This is a genomic window from Phragmitibacter flavus, assembly GCF_005780165.1.
Lineage (GTDB): Bacteria > Verrucomicrobiota > Verrucomicrobiia > Verrucomicrobiales > Verrucomicrobiaceae > Phragmitibacter > Phragmitibacter flavus.
In genome coordinates this window covers 1-19,582 of sequence record NZ_VAUV01000026.1, presented here as the reverse complement: position 1 = coordinate 19,582, position 19,582 = coordinate 1, and the positions used below count along the sequence as shown (strand labels likewise).

Genomic DNA, 19,582 nt, shown 5'->3' with positions numbered 1-19,582 from the left:
TATGGGAATCTGGGAAAGTGAAAACCACTCTTGAAATTGACGACGAACTTTACCGCGAAACCAAAGCCCTCGCCGCTTTGACCGGACGAAAAATGAAAGACCTCGTCAACGAAGCCCTCTCCAACGTGGTGCGGGGCGGAGGTCCTCCCAGTTTTCGAAAGCCAGCCGAAAAAATGAAACTGCCCCTCATTCCCACCCTCCATGGAGGAACCCCAATCACTTCCGAACAAATCTACCAGCTCGAATCCACCGCTGATCTCGACCTTCCGTGAAACACCTCTGCGACCTCAACGTCTTCATCGCAGGCGCACTCGCCACCCACACCCAGCACGCCTCCGCCAAAATCTTCTTCGACCACCTTTCTGAAGGCGACTCCGTCGAGTTCTGCCGCGCTACTCAAATCGGTTTTCTGCGACTGCTCACCCAAAAAATCGCCCCCGATTATACCCCTCTCAGCAACCGAGGCTCCCGCGAAGCCCTGGCACAATGGCTTGTCCTTCCCTACGTTCACATCGCCCCCGAACCCATCGGCATCGAAGCCCTCTGGCTGCAACTTTCGGATCGCGAAACCCCGTCACCAAAAGTATGGATGGATGCATGGCTCGCCGCCTTTGCCATCTGCAGCCGCATGCGCCTCGTCACCTTCGATCAAGGATTTGAGCGCTATCGCCCCAACGGCCTGGACCTCTTGATCCTTACCTGACGCAAAAGAAATGTCCAAATCCCCCCAACCCGGACTCAACCCATCACCATGACGCGCCTCCTCACCTTCTTCCTCCTCGCCCTGGCCACCGCTCTCCCCCTGAGCGCCCAACCACTCAAACAGATCTCCGGCATCTACCCCCACCTCGCCTCCTTCAACGACGAACGCGAATGCGGCACCGGTGCCGTCGTCCCCTTTGCCGACCGACTCTGGATCATCACCTACGGTCCCCACCTCCCCTTCGGATCCTCCGACAAACTCTACGAAATCACCCCCGACCTCGACCTCATCGTCCGTCCCGAAAGCGTCGGCGGCACCCCTGCCAACCGACTCATCCACACCGAATCGAACCAACTCGCCATTGGACCCTACCTCATCGACGCCGACCGCAACGTCCGCACCCTCCAGCCCAAACACATGCCCGGTCGCCTCACCGGCACCGCACGTCATCTCACCGACCCCGCCAACAAACTCTATTTCGCCACTATGGAGGAAGGCCTCTACGAAGTCGACGTCCACACCCTCGCCATCACCGGCCTCATCGCCGATGGCAACAAACCCAAACCCGGCCAGACCGAAGAAAAATCCCCCGCCACTCTCAATTCAAAACTCCCCGGCTACCACGGCAAAGGCCTCTACACCGGACAAGGCAAACTCATCTACGCCAACAACGGCGAACAAGACAAACGCATCGCCACCGACCCCACCATCCCCTCTGGGGCCCTCGCCGAATGGACCACCCCCGGCCAGGACTGGAAACTCATCCGCCGCAACCAGTTCACTGAAGTCACCGGCCCCGGCGGCATCCTCGGCAACCCCAATCCCGACACCGACCCCATCTGGTCCACCGGCTGGGACTACCGCTCCCTCATCCTCATGTGCCTGCACGAAGGCAAATGGACCGCCTACCGGCTCCCCAAAGGCAGTCACAGCTACGACGGCTCCCACGGCTGGAACACCGAATGGCCGCGCATCCGCGAAATCGGCCAGGGCAACCCGTTCCTCATGACCATGCACGGCACCTTCTGGCACTTCCCCAAAACCTTCACCCCCGCCACCTCCGCCGGCATCACTCCCTTATCTAATTACCTCAAAGTCATCGGCGACTTCGCCAAATGGAATGACCACATCGTCTTCGGCTGCGACGACACCGCCGCCAGCGAATTCCTCAACACCCGCAAAGCCAAAGGCCACACCGTCCCCGCCGGCCAGTCCCAGTCCAACCTCTGGTTCGTCAAACCCGACCAACTCACCCAATTCGGACCCCTCATCGGACGCGGTGCCGTCTGGCAAAACGACACCATCCAAGCCGCCACCCCCAGCGACCCCTACCTCTTCAGCGGCTACGACCACCGCCTCCTCCACCTCACCCATCAATCCGACACCCCCGTCACCTTCACCCTCGAAATCGACAAAGACGGCAACAATCAATGGACCTCTCTTCGCACCTTTGAAGTCCCTGCCAAAGGTTACACCCACACCTTCTTCACCCCCGAAGAAACCGGCACCTGGATCCGCCTCACCCCCAGCGCCGACGCCAAAAACGTCACCGCCCTCTTCCAATACCACAACAACGACACCCGCCCCACCGAACCCTCCGACATCTTCACCGGCATCGCCAACCCCACCACCCCCAACCCCACTGGCGGCCTCCTCCACGTTCGCGGCGGCAACCATCGCACCCTCCGACTCCTCCAGCAAAACCCCGACAGCAAACTCACCCTTCACGACCTCGACCACACCCTCACCTTCAAAGCCGTCGAAGACCCCGCCGCCATCGCCTGGCAAACCAAAAACGTCGCCATCCCCGAAAACGTCATCACCATCGAAGACAGCTCCGTCCTCTACATCGACGACCAAAACCGCCGCTGGCGCCTCCCCAAAAACGACCCCGCCTTCGACCAGCCCGGCCCCCTCGGACCCGAACGCCTGTGCCGCGAAGTCGCCACCGAACGCGACCTCCTCAACGTCCACGGCACCTTCTACGAACTCCCCGCCGAAAACGCCGGTGGCTTCTCCAAAATGCGCCCCATCTCCACCCACAACCTGCGCATCAAAGACTATGCCACCTATCGCGGCCTCCTCTTCCTCAGCGGCATCGACCCCGACGCCTCCCCCACCGACAACCCCCACATTCTTCGCAACGCCGAAACCAACACCGCCCTCTGGGTCGGAGCCGTCGACGATCTCTGGAAAGCCGGCAAACCCCGCGGCCAAGGCGGCCCATGGCTCAACACAAACCTCAAAGCCAACGACCCCTCCGATCCCTATCTCATGACCGGATACGACAAAAAAACCCTCACCCTCAGCCATCAATCCGCCACCCCCATCACCATCGACGTGCAAGTCGACCTCACCGGCTCCGGCGACTGGGTCACCTATAAAACCATAGAAGTCCCCTCCGGCGAAACCAAAACCCACGAGTTCCCCGCCGCCTTCACCGCCTACTGGGTCCGCACCATCTCAAACAACGACACCACCGCCACCGCCCAACTCACCTACAAGTAAAACATTGACCCTTCACCACACAGCCAGCAACGTTGCTCATGGATTCGATTGAAGCCCCGGACACCGCCATTCAAAATGCCTTGGAGCAACTGCAATCGGCAGAAGAAGGCACCTCCTTGTTGATCCTTGATGCCGATTCCAATCGCGGCGTCGTGTTTTTTACCACCGACTCTCCCACAGAACTGATGTTCAGCTTCGCTTCACCCGCGCGCGACCAACCGCGTGAGGAAAGTCCCGGAGGCGAGATTTTGCTCTCCGAAGAGGAAGTGGTTCGGCTCCGCGCTCTGCTGGACAGCGCCGACATCGAGCACTACTCCGCCGTCATGCCTCATCCCAATCAACAGCCCGACGCTCACCTTTCACTCATTGAAGGATGCATCGCCAGTCCGTCTGAAGGCAAGCCTTTTATTGATCGGGTATTCACCGAAGTCTACCTTCTCGATCCCCCGCAAGAATACACGATCCTGTCGGATTAATCATTTCCTTGCACTCCTCACGGGACCGACCTCATCTTTCCCGGTGTGCCCCCGAACCTCTGCCTGAAATCGCGCACAAAATGCGAAGCATTCTTATACCCCACCTTTTGCGCTACCATCGCCACCCGTTCCGTTTGAGTCTTCAGTAATTCCGCCGCCCGCTCCATCCGCACCTGCTTCAAAAACGCATGCGGTGAAATTCCCAGCTTCTCGCGAAACAGCCGCGTCAAATGACTCGCGCTCACGAAACTCACATTCTGCGCCAGCCACGCCACATCAATCTCACTGGCAAAATGCGTGCAGATAAATGACGTCGCCCGGTCCACCGGACGAATGTCCTGCACCTCCTCCCCCTGCGCACTCGCCACCCGGAACCAGCCCGCCTCCAGATGGTGATGCGTCGCCTGCTCCGCCACCCAGGCCTCATCCGACGACCACGCCTCGATCAAAAACTCATGCTCTCGATACAACGTCATCAAGCTCGGCCAATACACCTTTTTCACATGCCGAATCCACTCCTCCAACTCCCCCGCCACCATCTCCCAGCTGCCCACCAACACCTCCACCCCCGCACTCTTCACCAGCTCCCGGTGCAAGCCCATGTCCGCCTGGTGAAACTCCCCAAGGTTCCCCTCCACCGCCCACCGATGCATCATTTTTAAATGACGATCAAACTCCCCAAACACCCTTATCCGCTCGCCTTCCTCCAAGCCCCGCAAACGCACCGCCGCAAACCCTTCCAAAGTCGAGCGCAGCCGGCACAACTCATGAAGCTTCCCTAAGTGACCAAATCCTGCCATAACACCCCATCCTCCAAAAAACCGCGCCCCGCGGCAAGCCGTCATTTCCCCAAATCCAACCCTCGATCCTCACACAAATGTTCTAAACCGATCATTCAACCATTCCAAAATACCCCAATTCGCCCAGTCAATCGATACAGTCTTGCTCCAAACCATCCTCACCCTCAACATCCATCACCTCATCCTTCATGTCCTCTTTCTTCACCTGGTTCACCAATCTCTATCCTGTCTGGATCGTCCTCTCATCCATCGTCGGATTCATTCATCCCCCGGCCCTCGCCTGGTTCACGGGCTCATGGGTCACCCTCGCCCTCACCCTCGTCATGCTCGGCATGGGTTTCACCCTCACCATCGATGACTTCAAACGCCTCTTCAAAATGCCCGCCGCCGTCGCCATCGGCTGCACCCTGCAATACACCGTCATGCCCCTGTCCGCCTGGTTCATCGCCAAATCCATGAACCTTGCCCCCGGCTTCGCCGTCGGCCTCATCCTCCTCGCCAGCTGCCCCGGTGGCACCGCCTCCAACCTCATCACCTACCTCGCCCGCGCCAACGTCGCCCTCTCCGTGGTCATGACCCTCGTCTCCACCATGATCGCCTTCATCATGACCCCCCTCTGGTGCCAGGTGCTCGCCGGCCAATACGTCGCCGTCGATGTCATCGGCCTCTCCCTCTCCACCTTCAAAGTCGTCGTCCTGCCGGTCCTTATCGGTGTCTTCTGCAATTACATGTTCCCGCAGGCCGTCAAAAAAATCGCCGTCGCCGGACCCATCGTCTCCGTCGTCGCCATCATCTTCATCGCCGGGGGCATCGTCGCCCAAAGTGCCGACGCCGTTGCCGCCAACGCCGGCAAACTCGCCATCGCCGCCACCCTCCTCCACGGCCTCGGCTACCTCCTCGGCCACACCATCACCCGCCTCTTCCGCTACCCTGCCGACGTCGCCCGCACCATCTCCATCGAAGTCGGTATGCAAAACGCCGGCATGGCCGTCATGCTCCAAAAGAACCATTTTGCGCACGACCCCATGGTCGCCGTGCCCTCCGTTTTCAGCAGCGTCCTGCAAACCGTCATCGGCAGCATCCTTGCCGCCATCTGGCGCTCCCGCATGCCAGAGCCAGCCCCGCCACCCGCCGTCGTCCCGGCATCCGATCATGCTTGAATCCCCTCCAGCAGCCTCTCAAAAAACTTCCCCCAGCCCGCGTCGCTCCATCTACTACTGGAAGTGCGACCGCCCCGCCGCCTTTCACGGCACCACCGGCCAGCACCATCACGCCCTGCTCGCCCCTCAAGTCCAAACCCTCATCGAGAACCACTTCAACGCCCCCGCCGAAGTCCATCCCGGACCCGGCCAGGGCAACCACATCACCTTTACCGCCACCTGCAAAAACCTCCCCCTCTTCATCCGCATCGACGACAGCCCCGAGCACGATGATTACCTCGCCATCGAGTCCCGCCTCCAGCAAACCGTCCTCGCCCTCGGCATCCCCACCCCCGTCATCCACGCCTGCGACGCCACCCGCAGCCAAGTCCCGTTCGCCTGGCAGATCATGCAGCGCATCGACGCCCCCGACATAAACCACCACTTCAAAAACCAGCAACTCAACCTCCCCGACATCTCAAGTTCCATCGGCCACGCCATCGCCCAATGGCAAACCCTTCAACCCACCGGATTCGGCCCCTTTCAAACTTCGCTCACTTCCATCCACCCCACCTATCCTGACTACTTCTTCCTCCACTTCGAACGGCACCTTCACTACCTTACTTCAACCGGCTTTCTCACTGAAACCGAAGCCGCCGCCATTGAGCACGAAGTCCTCCAGCATCAATCCCTCCTCAACCTCCCCCAAGGCTGCCTCGTCCACAAAGACCTCGCCTTCTGGAACATCCTCGGCACCCCGGAAAAAATCACCGCTTTCATCGACTGGGACGACGCCATCTGCGGCGATCCCATGGACGACTTTTCTCTCCTCGCCTGCTTCCACAATAGCGAAGTCCTCCTCCCCGCCCTCGAAGCCTACCAGCAAACCCGCCCCCTGCCCGAAAACCACCAACGCCGCTTCTGGCTGCACCTCCTCCGCAACATGCTCGTCAAGTCCGTCATCCGCATTGGTGCCGGTTACTTCGATCGAAAAGACCTCTACCTCAACCCCCACCAAACCGACCTGAAAACCTTCACTCATCAACGCCTCCAAACCGCCCTAACCGGCCTCCGCCAAGCTTCGTGCATCTCCCAAATCTCAAATCTCAAATCTTAAATCTTAAATCTTAAATTTTCATGCTCGGAACTTGGATGTCCATCGGCTCCCCCGTCATCGCAGAAATCGCCGCCCACTCAGGCTTCGACTGGCTGCTCTTCGACCTCGAACACGGCAACGAAGCCGAAGCCGCCCTCCCCGCCCAACTGCGCGCCATCAGCGCCACCCACTGCAAGGCCATCGTCCGCGTCGGAGCCATCTATCCCGACCTCATCGCCCGCGTTCTCGACTGGGGCGCCCACGGCATCATGGCCCCGCGCATCAACACCGCCGCCGAAGCCGAGTCCCTCGTCCAAGCCGCCCACTATGCCCCGCGCGGCCGACGCGGTTATTCCCGCTCCGCCCGCACTTACGGCTACGGACTCAATCCCCCCGCCACCTCCGCCGACATCACGCCACCGATCATCATGGCGCAAATTGAAACCATTGAAGGCGTGCAAAACACCGCCGCCATCACCGCCGTCGACGGCATTGATGTCCTCTTCATCGGCCCCGCCGATCTCCAATTCGACCTCCAGGCCCGTCCCCATCTCGCCGACTTCGACTACCCCACCGCCCTCGAAACCGTCAATCAAATCGCCAGCTCCGCCGGCAAATCCACCGGCATCCTCATCCGCGACCAAGCCCAGCTCCAATCCCACCGCGACCTCGGTTTCACCCACATCGCCATCGACTCCGACCTCGCCATTCTCCGCAAAGGCTACCAGCAAATTCTCCACCCACCCACCTCATGATCGCACCATGAAAACCATCCTCATCACCACCATGTTGCTTGCATTGCTCTGCAAGTCACAAGCCGCCGTCATCGCCTACGACGATTTCGACTACGCCCCCGGCCAGCCCATCTCCGGCCTCAGCGGCGGCTCCGGATTCATCACCAACTGGGGAGTGAGAGGCGGCGGCACCACCGTCACCTCAACCGCTGGCATCACCGTTAGCCCAACTTCCAGCCACTACGCCACCCGAAGCTTTAACACCCTCACCACCGGCACCTACTATTTCAGCTTCCTCGTCGACAACACCAACGATGGCAGCCGCTTTACCGCTTTTTCCCTCATCTACAACAGCAACGTCGCAGGCAACCCCACCGGCGGCAGCGAACTCACCTACATCGGCCAGGCAAACAACCAAAGCACCTGGGGCATCCATAGTGCCGGCACCCAGGTCAACTCCCCCGACTACCCAGCCTCCGACCGCGCCTCCCGACCCAGCATCGCCCCCACCCTCATGGTCCTCAAAGTTGAATTTAACCACAACCTCGACGGCAACGAACGCCTCTCCCTCTACATCAATCCCACCTTGTCAGACGCCGAACCCACCACCCCTCACATCGTCGTCTCCAACGCCAGCTTCGCCAACGGCATTACCGGCATCTGGGCCGGCTCCGGCTTCGAGAACACCACCGGACAAACCACCGTCATCACCACCTACGACAACATCCGCATCACCGACACCTGGGCCAGCCTGAACGCCATCCCCGAACCCACCCGCCCCCTCCTCCTCCTCACCGCCCTCACCCTCACCCTCACGCGCCGCCAACGCCTTTAATTTCACTTCCGACTTCCCACCTCCCACTTCCGACTTCCATGAAACGCCTCACCTTCTTCCTCGCCCTCACCCTCATCACCACTGCCCTTCACGCGCAGACCCAGGTCCCCCCCTCCGTCCTCGACCTCACCCTCGAACCCACCGCCATCAACCACAATCCCGGTCCCGAATACGCTCCCGAAAACCAGGACTACGCCATGGTCATCGGCATCGACCGCACCCCCAAAGGCCGACTCTGGGCCGCCTGGGTCGGCGGCGGCGACAGCCCCCTCGCCTACTTCCTCATCAACTCCAGCGACGACGACGGCAAAACCTGGTCTCATCCCCGCATCGTCATCCGCCCCGGCCTCACCCCCACCGGCCTCAATCGCAGCGTCATCGTCGGTAATTTGTGGACCGATCCCACCGGCAAACTCTGGCTCTTTTACGACCAGTCCCTCGAACAATTCGAAGGCCGCGCCGGGGTCTGGGCCATCACCTGCGAAAATCCCGACGCCGAAAAACCCACCTGGTCCGAACCCCGTCGCATCTGGCACGGCATGACCCTCAACAAACCCACCGTCCTCAAAGACGGCACCTGGATGCTCCCCATCTCGCTCTGGGACCGCACCAAAATGCGCCCCATCTTCAAAGACGCCTACCCTGAACTCGACGACCAACGCATGGCCCACTGGTTCGCCTCCACCGACCAGGGAAAAACCTGGACCCGTCGTGGCGGCGTCGCCATTCCCGACCCTCAATTCGATGAACACATGCTCGTCGAACTCAAAGACAACCGCCTCTGGATGCTCGCCCGCAACAACCACGGCATCGCCGAATCCTTCTCCTCCGACCAAGGCAAAACCTGGACCCCGCCCACCCCGTCCACCATTCAAAACCCCAGCGCCCGCTTCTTCCTCCGCCGACTCCAGTCCGGCAACCTCCTTCTCGTCAAGAACGGGCCCATCGAGAAAAAAACCGGTCGCACCCACATGACCGCCTTCCTCTCCTCCGACGAAGGAAAAACCTGGCAGGGTGGACTCGTCATCGACGAACGCAACGGCGTCTCCTATCCCGACGGCTTCCAGGCCCCCGATGGAAAAATCTACATTGTTCACGACCGCGAACGCGACAAAGAACGCGAAGTCCTCCTGGCGAAATTCACCGAAGCCGACATCCTCGCCAAAACCTTCACCACCCCCGGCTCCGAAGGCAAAATCATCGTCACCAAAGGCCTCGCTCCGAAAGAAGGAGCCCACCTTCCCAACGGTATCCAGCTCCCCCGCCAATGGCCCCCCACCACCATGGACCCAAAATCCACCGCCCCCATGCCCGTCCCTTATCTCGAAAAACAAAACCTCCCAAAAACCATCCCCATCAATCGCGGTCGCGAACTTTTTGTCGACGACTACCTCATCGAAGAAACCACCCTCACCCGCACCTGGCACCCCGCCAAAAAACACGAAGGCAACCCCGTCTTCAAAGCCGAAACCCAACACGAACTCGAACCCTCCGGCATCGAAGGCCTCGAACAAGCCGTCACCTATCTCGGCCATGGCGGCGTCTTCTACAATCCAAAGAAAAAACAGTTTGAAATGTTCTACACCGCCAGCTGGCGCGGCGGTCTCGCCCTCGCCACCAGCACCGACCTCATCAACTGGACCCGACCCAAGCTCGGCCTTTACAAAGACAACCTCATCCTCCCCCCCGGCAAAGACTTCGCCGGCATCGACAACGCCGTCTGGCTCGACCTCTCCGCCAAAGATCCCAATCAACGCTACAAAGCCATCATCCAACGCGGAGCCAACCACACCCTCCACACCTCCCCCAACGGCCTCGTCTGGTCCAACGGCATCGAAGCCGGCAAAGCCGCCGACTACTGTTCCTTCTTCTACAACCCGTTTAGAAATGTCTGGGTCCAAAGCATCAAACGCAACAGCCCACGTGGTCGCGCCCGTCACTATTATGAACACAAAGACTTCCTCAAAACTGCCGAACGCGACCAGTCCGTCTATTGGACCAACGCCGACGAACTCGACAAACCCGACCCCGCCATCGGCGACCCACCCCAGCTCTACAGCCTCAACGCTGTCGCCTACGAAAGCCTCATGCTCGGCCAATTCTACATCCACCTCGGACCCAAAAACGAAATCTGCTACCAAGAAAAATCCCCAAAGATCACCGAACTCCACCTCGGCTTCAGTCGCGACGGCTTCCATTGGTCCCGTCCCACCGACCGCACCCCCTTTATTGCCGCCAGCCGCAAAGACGGCACCCACGACCGCGGCTACATCCACGGCACCAACGGCGTGATGCTCATCCACGAAGACCAACTCTGGTTCCCCTACTGCGCCTATTCTGGAATCGCCCCCAACGGCCATCGCGGCATGTATACCGGTGCCAGCATCGGCATGGCCACCCTCCGTCGCGACGGCTTCGCCTCCCTCGACGCCAAAGATGGAAAACCCGGCACCCTCACCACCCGCCCCGTCGCCTTCCACGGCCGCCATCTCTTCGTCAATATCGACGCCCCCAAAGGCGAACTCCGCGTCGAAATCCTCGACGAAAACAACACCCCCATCGCCCCCTTCACCAAAGAAAACTCCATTGCCATCCAAGCCGACTCCACCAAACAAGAAGTCACCTGGAACGGAGCCGAAAACCTCGACCTCATCCGCGGCAAACCCGTCAAAATCCGTCTTCACCTCACCAACGGCAGCCTCTACTCCTTCTGGGTCAGCCCCGATCAATCCGGTGCCAGCAACGGCCACCTCGGATCCGGCGGCCCCGCTTACAACACCCTTGTCGACACAAGTAACACAGACTTGCAGTCTGTGCCGTCTGCCGGACATCCTGTCCGGCCCCAACCAACCCCCGGCGAAGCCGCAACCTCTTCGTCCTCGTCCTCGTCCTCGTCCTCGAACTCGCCCCCTCCATCATCCCGAGTCCACACCGGAGACGCCCTCCACAACATCCTCGGCAACACCACCCCACCCGACGCCAACCACCTCTCCCAGCAGTTCCCCTACGGCATCACCGCCAAAACACCGCCCTACCTCACCAAAATCAATCACGAAGGCCACAAACCCCACCACAAACACCGCATTCAACTGCGCGTCTTCCAAGGCTGTCCCCATATTGAAATTTCCAAAGGCGGACGCCTGTGGGCCACCTGGTTCGGATCCAACGTCCAATCCGAACGCGCCCCTAACCACGACGACCAGTTCTCCGTCATCTCCACCTCCGGCGACGACGGCAAAACCTGGCAGGAAGTCTTCGTTTTTGATCCCTCCCACCAGCTCGGAGCCACCGCCTCCGACCCTCTTCTCTGGAAGGACGCCGAAGGCCGCATCCGTTTCGTCGGACAGCGCAACCTCTTCGTCAACGACCAGGAACTCGGCGACAAAACCGCCTGGGAATTCATCGCGCTCGATCCCGAAAATCCCTACACCGAATGGAGCGCACCCCGGCTTCTGGGCAACAAAAACATGTCCATCATGAAACCCCTGCTCATGCCCGATGGAACCATTCTCCGCCCCATGGACGACTTCAAATTCATCGGTCATCCCACCGAACCGCGCATCCGGTTCCTCAATGAAAACCCCGACGGCACCGTCAACTTCATCTCCGAACAAGCCGACCCCGATGCCGTCTTCGCCGAGCAATCGCCGATCATTCGCAAAGACGGCAGCCTCTTCTCCTTCTACCGCGCCAAAGAAGGCCAAAAATTCATGGGATCCTTCGACGGCGGACGCACCTGGAAACAGGGCGGCTACCATCCCATGCAATTTTCCATCAACACCAAAAGCGTCCTCAAGAGACTGGATTCAGGCCGGCTCCTGCTCATCGGAAACGACGTTCAGATGCGCGATTCAGACAACGGCAAAGTCTTCTTCCATACCGACGCCAACGGCCAGGAAATCATCATCCCCAAAGGTCAGACCCGCATGCGCATGACCGCATTTCTCAGCGAAGACGATGGAAAAACCTTCCCACACAATCTCCTCCTCAACGAACAAGACACCAGTTATCCCTCCGTCACCATCGGCAAAGACGGCATGATCTACATGGCCTACGATCACGGACGGGGAACCGTCGGCAAACACGTCATCTACCTCACCAAGATCACCGAACAAGACATCCTCGCAGGCAAAATCATCAACAAAAATAGCATCCTCAACAGCATCATCAGCAAACCCGGCGACCACGGCGGCGGCCGCAGACCAGGCGATTCCATCTGAGGACCCCGCACTCCACCACCCCCCAACCAAGAACCAAGAACCAAGAACCAAGAACCAAGAACCAAGAACCAAGAACCCCCCTCACCCCATCCTCACCGGCACTGCAAACACCGTCTCAAACTTGCCCTCCGGCGACACCGCCTTCACCTGCAACTCCCACTGCTTGTGCCCCGGCGAAGCGTTGTGGTTAATGATTTTCCGACCCCTTCCCGGAATCCAAATCGCCGCCTTGAATTTGAACTGAATCCCATTTGGATCATGAGCCTTCCGCTCAACCCTTGATGGCGTCCCGACCGTTGCTGGAAGCTGAAACGAAAAGGGAATCCCCCTGCTGGAAGCCAGCCCATCCGCCGGCACCACCAGCGTCTCTTCCCAAACAACCGCACTGCGCACATTGCGAATCTCCGGCTCCCCAGGTTCACGAAAATCATGACTCTCATAACATCGCAATACCAACTTAAACCCCTCCCTCGGATACAAATCCTTCGGCGTCCGAACCACCCCCTCCAACGGCTCGCCCAACAACCCCACTCCATCACCACTCCGAACATCCAAAGCCGAAGTTCCATAACGTCTCTGCTGCAAAGTCCACCTCAACGCCCTCGCCAGATAGACCAACGCAAAAACCCCAAGAAACACTGCCAGCAGGAAGATCGGATTAAAATCCGGTGACTCCATGTCAAACGTCAAATTGTCTCTCACCATCCAAAGCACCCCCAATGCCGCACCTCCAAGCAAAACGAACATCACCCAATACGTGACCACGTTCGACTGCGTGCCATCGTCAATGCTTCCACTGCCAACAGATGAAATTTTGTGCTTCATAAGTCCTTGCAAAAAGCTGTGATATTATGGCACCACTCCACCACCTGTCATCAAAAAGCACCGACCCGCTTTCAATAGACACCAGCCAAATCATCCGTAGCGTCTCCTGCTCCATGCAAGTCGACGTCATCACCCTGTTCCCCGAAGTGGTCACCACTCCGCTTGCCGCCAGCATGATGGGCCGCGCCCAACAGCTCGGCGCCCTTCAACTCACCGTCCACAACCTTCGCGAACACGGACTCGGCAAACATCGACAGGTCGACGACACCCCCTACGGCGGCGGCCCCGGCATGGTGCTCCGACCCGAACCCATCGAAGCCGCCATCGCTCCCATCAGACGCGAAGACTCCCGCATCATCTTCATGTCCCCCCAAGGCAAACGCTTCACCCAGGCCGACGCCGCCCGCCTCGCCACCCACCCCCACCTCATCTTTCTCTGCGGCCACTACGAAGGTATCGACCAACGCATCGTCGACACCCTCGTCGATGAAGAACTCTCCATCGGTGATTACGTCCTCACCAACGGAGCCATCGCCGCCGCCGTTGTCATCGATGCCGTCGTTCGACTCCTCCCCGGCGTCCTTGGAGATGATCAATCCGCCGTCGAAGAAAGCTTCGGTCCGAGCGGCCTTCTCGACCACCCTCACTACACCAAACCCCCTGTCTGGAACGACCTCCCCGTCCCTCCCGTGCTCACCTCAGGCGATCACGCCAAAGTCGCCAAGTGGCGTCGCGAACAGGCTCGACTGCGCACCGAAGCGAACCGCCCCGATCTCCTTAAGTAAAGCGGATCCGACCGATCCTCCAGATCAGTCCAATCAAAAAATCCCATTGACACCCCCACGGCTAATCAGCTAGAAATATACTGTATACAGTATTTTCATGCCTGAAAATTCATCTAATTCCGCCACCGGACTCAAAGCCATCAAACGCCTCAGCATGGCCGACGAAGTCGCCAGTCAGGTCCGCTCTGCCATCATCGCCGGCGAAATCCCCGAGGGCAGCCCCATCAGCGAAATCCAGCTCGCCGAACGCCTTCAAGTCAGCCGTGTCCCCGTTCGCGAAGCCCTCGTCGAACTCGAGCATGACGGCATCGTGCAATTCGATCATCGCGGGCGTTGCCAGGTGCGCGAGTTCACCCATCACGACGTCGAAGAACTCGTCAGCCTGCGCATCAACCTCGAAGTCATGAGCGCCAAACTGGCCGCCAAACATCGAAGCGCATCCGACCTCGCCAAACTTGAACGCAACGTTGTCGCCCTTAAAAAAGAAAAAGACGTCACCATCATGAGTCGTCTCGATGTCGAGTTCCACGACCTCATCATGCAAGCCTCCGGTCATCACCGACTCCTCGTCTGCTGGCGAACCATCCGCACCCAGTTCGAAGTGCTTCTCGCCAAGGCCCATCGCTGGCAAAAATCTCAGCGCATCCCCGTCAGCGATCACGCCTTGCGCGGACACCTCCCCATCCTTCAAGCCATCTCCGAAAGCGATCCCACCCAGGCCGGCAAAGCCATGCTCAGTCACGTCCGTGAATGGGGCGAATGGATGCCCCTCATCGAATCAACCAACACCACACCTTCCTCATGAAACCCATCGTTCAAATCTCTCTCGACCTCACCAACATCGACGAAGCCCTCGAAACCGCCGCCATGGCCCTCCGCGCCGGGGTCGACTGGCTTGAAGCCGGCACTCCGCTCATCCTCGCCGAAGGCCTGCACGGCGTTCGCAAACTCCGCGAAGCGTTTCCCAATATCCCCATCGTCGCCGACCTCAAAACCATGGACGGCGGTTATCTTGAAGCCGAAATGATGGCCAAAGCCGGAGCCACCCACGTCGTCGTCATGGCCCGCGCCCATGAAGAGACCATCAAGGTCGTCGTGCAGGCCGGACGCGACCACAACGTCAAGGTGATGGGCGACAACCTCGGCTGTCCCGACATGATCGCCGGAGCCAAATTCCTTGAAGATCTTGGCTGCGACTTCGTCATCCACCACATCGGCTATGACGAACGACGCGGCATCGCCGCCCGCGGCGAACGCATGCCCAGCCCCCTCGACCAACTCCGCGAAGTCGTCAACTCCGTCAACATCCCCGTCCAGGCCGTCGGCGGCCTCACCCTCGAACAAGCCATCGCCTGCCCCCAATACGGTGCCCCCCTGGTCGTTCTCGGTGCCCCGCTTACCATCGACGCCGACGCCTTTAAAACCGCCGACGGCGACCTCGAAAACTCTCTCCGCCTCATCTGCACCGCCATCCACGCCCACGGCAACGTCTCCAAATAAAAAAACGCCTCATCCACCATGAACTCCGCCGCCGTCGTCAACTACTCCCCCGAAAAATACTCCGTCGAAATCCGCGAAATCCCCAAACCCGAAATTGGCGACGACGACATCCTCCTCGAAGTCGCCAACGTCGGCGTCTGTGGCTCCGACCTCCACCAGTGGACCTCCGATCACTCATGGCCCGTCAATTACCCCGTCGTCCTCGGCCACGAATTCGGCGGCCACATCATTGAACTCGGCAAAAACGTCGAAGGCTGGCAGGAGGGCGACCGCGTCGTCTCCGAAACCGCCGCCATCATCAGCCACAACAACCCCATGACCAAACGCGGTCTCTACAACCTCGACCCCACCCGCAAAGGTTTCGGTTACGGCGTCAACGGTGCCATGACCAAATACGTCCGCGTCCCCAGCCGCATCCTTCATCACGTCCCCGACCAACTCCCCTTCGAACAAGCCTGCCTCACCGAACCCTGCTGCGTTGCCTACAACGCCGTCGTCAAAAACGCCCGCATCGAACCCGGCGACCGCGTCATCGTCCTCGGCCCCGGCACCATCGGCATCCTCTGCGCCGCCATGGCCAAACTCTGCGGAGCCGAAGTCGCCATCGTCGGTCTCCCGCAGGACGCGCACCGACTCGAAATCGCCCGCAGTTACGGCTGCGAAGTCATCATCGGCGATGCCAAACCCTGGGCCCTGGAACGCGATGGACTCGGCTGCGACGGAGTCATCGACGCCGCTGGAGCCAGCATCACCCTGCGCATCGCCCTCGACCTCGTCCGCCCCGCCGGTTGGATCAGCAAGGTCGGCTGGGGCCCCCAACCCCTCGGCTTCAACATCGATCCCCTCGTCCAAAAAAACATTACCCTGCAAGGCAGCTTCAGCCACAACTGGCCCATCTGGGAACGCGTCATCGCCCTCCTCGCCAGCGGCCAGTTCAATGTTGAACCCATCATCGGTGGCGTCTGGCCCATCACCGAATGGCACACCGCCTTCGAAAAAATGCACACCGGCGAAGTTGTCAAATCTGTCCTCAAACCAGTCTGATCGCCCGCCGGACCACCGACGTTTCGTCGGCCATCAAAGCCATCTCCCTAAAGCACCTTCAACCACCGAACAAATCAAGTCGACATCCTCTCTCAAGGCGCCCCCTTCAGTCGGACTGCCGACGTATCGTCGGCCATCAAAACCATCTCCCTAAAGCACCTTCAACCACCAAACAATTCACGTCGGCATCCACCCCAAGGCGTCCCCTCCAGTCGGACTGCCGACGTGTCGTCGGCCATCAGAACCCTTTCCCCCACTCCCCTTAGATCATAAACGATCCTCTCACCTCTAAAACCCCTCTCACCACCATGCGCCTCCAAAACAAAACCATCATCATCACCGGCAGCTGCACCGGCATCGGCAAAGCCATCGCCCAACGCTGCGTCGCCGAAGGTGCCCAGGTCCTCATCCACGGACTCGAACCCGACCTCGGCCAATCCCTCGTCAACGAACTCGGCCCCAACAACGCCGCCCTCCATATCGAAGACCTCACCAACCCCGACGCCCCACAACACCTCGTCGACACCGCCATCACCGCCTTCGGCAAACTCGACGCCATCGTCAACAACGCCGCCATGGTGGTCGCCAGCAATCTGCAAACCACCGACCTCGATTTCTTCCGCAAGATGCTCGAAGTCAACACCCTCGCCCCCTTCGCCCTCATCAAGGCCGCCCTCCCCCACCTCACCGCCACCAAAGGCAACATCCTCAACATCGGCAGCGTCAACGCCTGGTCCGGCGAACCCAACCTCCTCCCTTACTCCGTCTCCAAGGGTGCCCTCATGACCCTCACCCGCAACCTCGGCGACACCCTCATGCGCGAAAACCATGTCCGCGTCAATCAGATCAACCCCGGCTGGGTCCTCACCGAAAACGAAGCCCAACGCAAACGCGATCACGGCCTCGCCGACAACTGGTATGCCGACCTCCCCGCCGTCTACGCCCCTTCTGGACGCATCCTCTGGCCCCAGGAAATCGCCGCCGCCGCCATCTACTGGCTCGCCGACGAATCCGGCCCCATCAGCGGTCAGGTCGTCGACCTTGAACAACACCCCTTCATCGGCCGCAATCCCCCCAAAGACACCAGCACCATCCCGGCACCCCCAAATTGATTTGCCATACATTCCACCTTGCAAAAGCTGGCCCCCATGCCATACTTTTACCATGAAGCTCACCATGAACATTGATGACGCCCTCCTCGAAAGCGTCATGAAGGCCACGGGCATCAAAAGCAAAACCCGCGTCGTCGACCACGTCTTGCGCGAGTGGGACCGGCGTCACACCCTCAAAACCTTGTTGGAAACCAACCTCGGTTTGAGCGAAGACGAAATCATCCACGCCTTCGATCCCGCCCACAATTGGAGCGAACTACGCATCGCAGAAACCCCCGCATCCTATGGCAAAAGAACCGATCCTGATTGATAGCAGCTACTACATTCAGGAAGCCCAGGAAGGTCGCAACCCCCTGCGCCTCCTCGCCTATCTGGCCGTCGAACGCGACCTCGTCATCTGCGGTCTGGTTCGTTGCGAAGTCGGACGCGGCATCCGCGACATCCATGTGCGCCAGGCCTTCAAACGCGTTTGGGACGTCATGATCAACGTCCCCGTCGACGCCCACCTCTGGCAGGAAGCCGAAGACCTCGCCTGGACCCTCGACCGACGCGGCATCACCCTCCCCCTCCAGGACATCGTCATCGCCTGCTGCGCCGCCAAAGCCGGAGCCATCGTCCTCACCCACGACAAACATTTCAAAACCATCCCCGGCTGCAAAACCGCCCGCAGCGCCCAGGAACTCATCTGATCCACCACGCCCATGCCCAAACTCGCCGCCTTCCCCAAAGCCTTCATGCACGCCCTCTGCAAAGACGGCACCATGCAAATCTCCGACTGGATCAACCTCGCCGCCCCCCTCGAAATCGAAGGCCTCGAATGGTATGCCGGCTTCCTCGAAATGTCCGACGAAGCCCGCTGGCCCGACTTCCGCCAACAGGTCGAAGACACCGGCAAAACCATCCCCATGATGTGTTGCTCACCCGACTTCACCCATCCCGACCCCATCTTCCGCCAAACCCAGGTCGCCCGTCAAAAACGCTGGATTGACATGACCCACACCCTCGGCGGCCAATATTGCCGCGTCCTCTCCGGTCAACGCCGACCCGAACTCAGCCTCAACGAAGGCGTCGACCTCGCCGCCCAATCCATCCTCGAATGCCTCCCTTACGCCCAGGACCTCGGCATCACCCTGATCCTCGAAAACCACTACAAGGACGATTTTTGGGAATACCCCGAGTTCGCCCAGAAAGCCGACGTCTTCATCCAGCTCGTCAACGCCATCGACCACCCCAACTTCGGCATCAACTACGACCCCAGCAACGCCTACCTCGCCGGCGAAGACCCCCTCCATCTTCTCTACCAAATCTCCCCCCGCGTCGTCACCATGCACGCCAGCGACCGCTATCTCATCGAAGGCACCATCGAAGATCTGCGCAACGAAGAAGAAGGCAGCGCCGGCTACGCCAAACGCCTCCGTCACGGCGAAATCGGCAAAGGCCTCAACGACTACGACGCCATCTTCACCGAACTCAAACGAGTCGGTTTCAACGGCTGGATCAGCATCGAAGACGGCATCGAAGGAATGGACCAACTCGCCCGCAGCATCACCTTCCTCCAACAAAAAATCGCCACCCACTGGCCCACAAATCTCTAACCCCTTTCAGCCCCCCTCAGCGTAGCGTGCAACTCCATTCCTCTCAACCCGCGCTTGCAACCGAGTGGTGACACAGGCTTGCAGCCCATAAGCATATACCTAACTCGCCATGCATCGCTTGACTCTTGCCAATTGGCGCGGTCGGCGGGGTCTGCGCTCGCTTAGTTCTTCCAACCACAGGTGTGGGGCGTTCATCATATGAACCAACCC

The 19,582-nt window shown here is 59.8% G+C and carries 19 protein-coding genes; 17 read left to right on the top strand and 2 right to left on the bottom strand.

All coding sequences use genetic code 11. From position 1 onward, the window contains the following. Positions 1 to 17 precede the first annotated feature (17 nt). The 4 genes from FEM03_RS22955 to FEM03_RS22940 are packed head-to-tail and all read left to right on the top strand — an operon-like array spanning position 18 to position 3,687. A complete protein-coding gene (locus tag FEM03_RS22955; protein ID WP_138088661.1) occupies positions 18 to 272 on the top strand; it encodes a type II toxin-antitoxin system VapB family antitoxin in 255 nt (84 codons plus the stop codon). Beyond that, positions 269 to 703, top strand: coding sequence for a TA system VapC family ribonuclease toxin (locus tag FEM03_RS22950; RefSeq protein ID WP_138088660.1), 435 nt, complete (start codon positions 269 to 271; stop codon positions 701 to 703). Before FEM03_RS22955 ends, FEM03_RS22950 begins: the two co-directional genes overlap by 4 nt. 48 nt (positions 704 to 751) lie before the next feature. After that, positions 752 to 3,211 (top strand): hypothetical protein, encoded by a 2,460-nt coding sequence (locus tag FEM03_RS22945; protein WP_138088659.1) that lies wholly within the window; start codon positions 752 to 754, stop codon positions 3,209 to 3,211. Between the two features lie 38 nt (positions 3,212 to 3,249). Then, positions 3,250 to 3,687: a hypothetical protein gene (locus FEM03_RS22940; protein ID WP_138088658.1), complete on the top strand. Its 438-nt coding sequence runs from the start codon at positions 3,250 to 3,252 to the stop codon at positions 3,685 to 3,687. A 17-nt stretch (positions 3,688 to 3,704) separates the two neighbouring features. Here FEM03_RS22940 and FEM03_RS22935 read toward each other — a convergent pair whose 3' ends face one another. Then, positions 3,705 to 4,532 carry a helix-turn-helix transcriptional regulator gene (locus FEM03_RS22935; RefSeq protein ID WP_138088657.1) on the bottom strand — a complete coding sequence of 276 codons (828 nt, stop codon included), beginning with the start codon at positions 4,530 to 4,532 and terminating at the stop codon, positions 3,705 to 3,707. Positions 4,533 to 4,675: 143 nt separating this feature from the next. Between FEM03_RS22935 and FEM03_RS22930 the strand changes: the two genes are divergently transcribed. The 5 genes from FEM03_RS22930 to FEM03_RS22910 are packed head-to-tail and all read left to right on the top strand — an operon-like array spanning position 4,676 to position 12,511. After that, complete coding sequence (locus FEM03_RS22930; RefSeq protein WP_138088656.1) at positions 4,676 to 5,647, top strand: bile acid:sodium symporter family protein; 972 nt, start codon at positions 4,676 to 4,678, stop codon at positions 5,645 to 5,647. After that, positions 5,640 to 6,743, top strand: coding sequence for an aminoglycoside phosphotransferase family protein (locus FEM03_RS22925; RefSeq protein WP_138088655.1), 1,104 nt, complete (start codon positions 5,640 to 5,642; stop codon positions 6,741 to 6,743). Before FEM03_RS22930 ends, FEM03_RS22925 begins: the two co-directional genes overlap by 8 nt. 20 nt (positions 6,744 to 6,763) lie before the next feature. Further along, the gene (locus FEM03_RS22920; RefSeq protein WP_138088654.1) at positions 6,764 to 7,477 is read left to right on the top strand and encodes an HpcH/HpaI aldolase family protein; all 714 of its coding nucleotides are present in this window, start codon (positions 6,764 to 6,766) and stop codon (positions 7,475 to 7,477) included. 7 nt (positions 7,478 to 7,484) lie between these two features. After that, complete coding sequence (locus FEM03_RS22915; RefSeq protein ID WP_138088653.1) at positions 7,485 to 8,291, top strand: PEP-CTERM sorting domain-containing protein; 807 nt, start codon at positions 7,485 to 7,487, stop codon at positions 8,289 to 8,291. Positions 8,292 to 8,329: 38 nt separating this feature from the next. Next, complete coding sequence (locus tag FEM03_RS22910) at positions 8,330 to 12,511, top strand: sialidase family protein (RefSeq protein WP_138088652.1); 4,182 nt, start codon at positions 8,330 to 8,332, stop codon at positions 12,509 to 12,511. A gap of 81 nt (positions 12,512 to 12,592) precedes the next feature. Here FEM03_RS22910 and FEM03_RS22905 read toward each other — a convergent pair whose 3' ends face one another. After that, positions 12,593 to 13,336, bottom strand: a complete 744-nt coding sequence (locus FEM03_RS22905) for a hypothetical protein (protein ID WP_138088651.1) — start codon at positions 13,334 to 13,336, stop codon at positions 12,593 to 12,595. 26 nt (positions 13,337 to 13,362) lie between these two features. On the opposite strand from FEM03_RS22905, the gene trmD reads away from it, so the two are divergent. The 8 genes from trmD to FEM03_RS22865 all read left to right on the top strand — a co-directional run bounded on the left by trmD (position 13,363) and on the right by FEM03_RS22865 (position 19,372). Further along, entirely contained in the window at positions 13,363 to 14,121 is a 759-nt protein-coding gene (trmD, locus tag FEM03_RS22900) for a tRNA (guanosine(37)-N1)-methyltransferase TrmD (RefSeq protein WP_240772884.1), read from the top strand. Between the two features lie 97 nt (positions 14,122 to 14,218). Next, positions 14,219 to 14,926 (top strand): GntR family transcriptional regulator, encoded by a 708-nt coding sequence (locus tag FEM03_RS22895; protein ID WP_138088650.1) that lies wholly within the window; start codon positions 14,219 to 14,221, stop codon positions 14,924 to 14,926. Further along, entirely contained in the window at positions 14,923 to 15,621 is a 699-nt protein-coding gene (locus FEM03_RS22890; RefSeq protein ID WP_138088649.1) for an orotidine 5'-phosphate decarboxylase / HUMPS family protein, read from the top strand. Before FEM03_RS22895 ends, FEM03_RS22890 begins: the two co-directional genes overlap by 4 nt. A gap of 18 nt (positions 15,622 to 15,639) precedes the next feature. Continuing rightward, on the top strand, positions 15,640 to 16,665 hold the full coding sequence (locus tag FEM03_RS22885; protein WP_138088648.1) for a zinc-binding dehydrogenase: 1,026 nt from the start codon (positions 15,640 to 15,642) through the stop codon (positions 16,663 to 16,665). Between the two features lie 308 nt (positions 16,666 to 16,973). Further along, on the top strand, positions 16,974 to 17,777 hold the full coding sequence (locus FEM03_RS22880) for an SDR family oxidoreductase (protein ID WP_138088647.1): 804 nt from the start codon (positions 16,974 to 16,976) through the stop codon (positions 17,775 to 17,777). A gap of 52 nt (positions 17,778 to 17,829) precedes the next feature. Further along, positions 17,830 to 18,087 (top strand): type II toxin-antitoxin system VapB family antitoxin, encoded by a 258-nt coding sequence (locus FEM03_RS22875; protein WP_138088646.1) that lies wholly within the window; start codon positions 17,830 to 17,832, stop codon positions 18,085 to 18,087. Then, the gene (locus FEM03_RS22870) at positions 18,062 to 18,466 is read left to right on the top strand and encodes a PIN domain-containing protein (protein ID WP_138088645.1); all 405 of its coding nucleotides are present in this window, start codon (positions 18,062 to 18,064) and stop codon (positions 18,464 to 18,466) included. Before FEM03_RS22875 ends, FEM03_RS22870 begins: the two co-directional genes overlap by 26 nt. Positions 18,467 to 18,478: 12 nt before the next feature. Continuing rightward, entirely contained in the window at positions 18,479 to 19,372 is an 894-nt protein-coding gene (locus FEM03_RS22865; RefSeq protein WP_138088644.1) for a sugar phosphate isomerase/epimerase family protein, read from the top strand. Positions 19,373 to 19,582 lie beyond the last annotated feature (210 nt).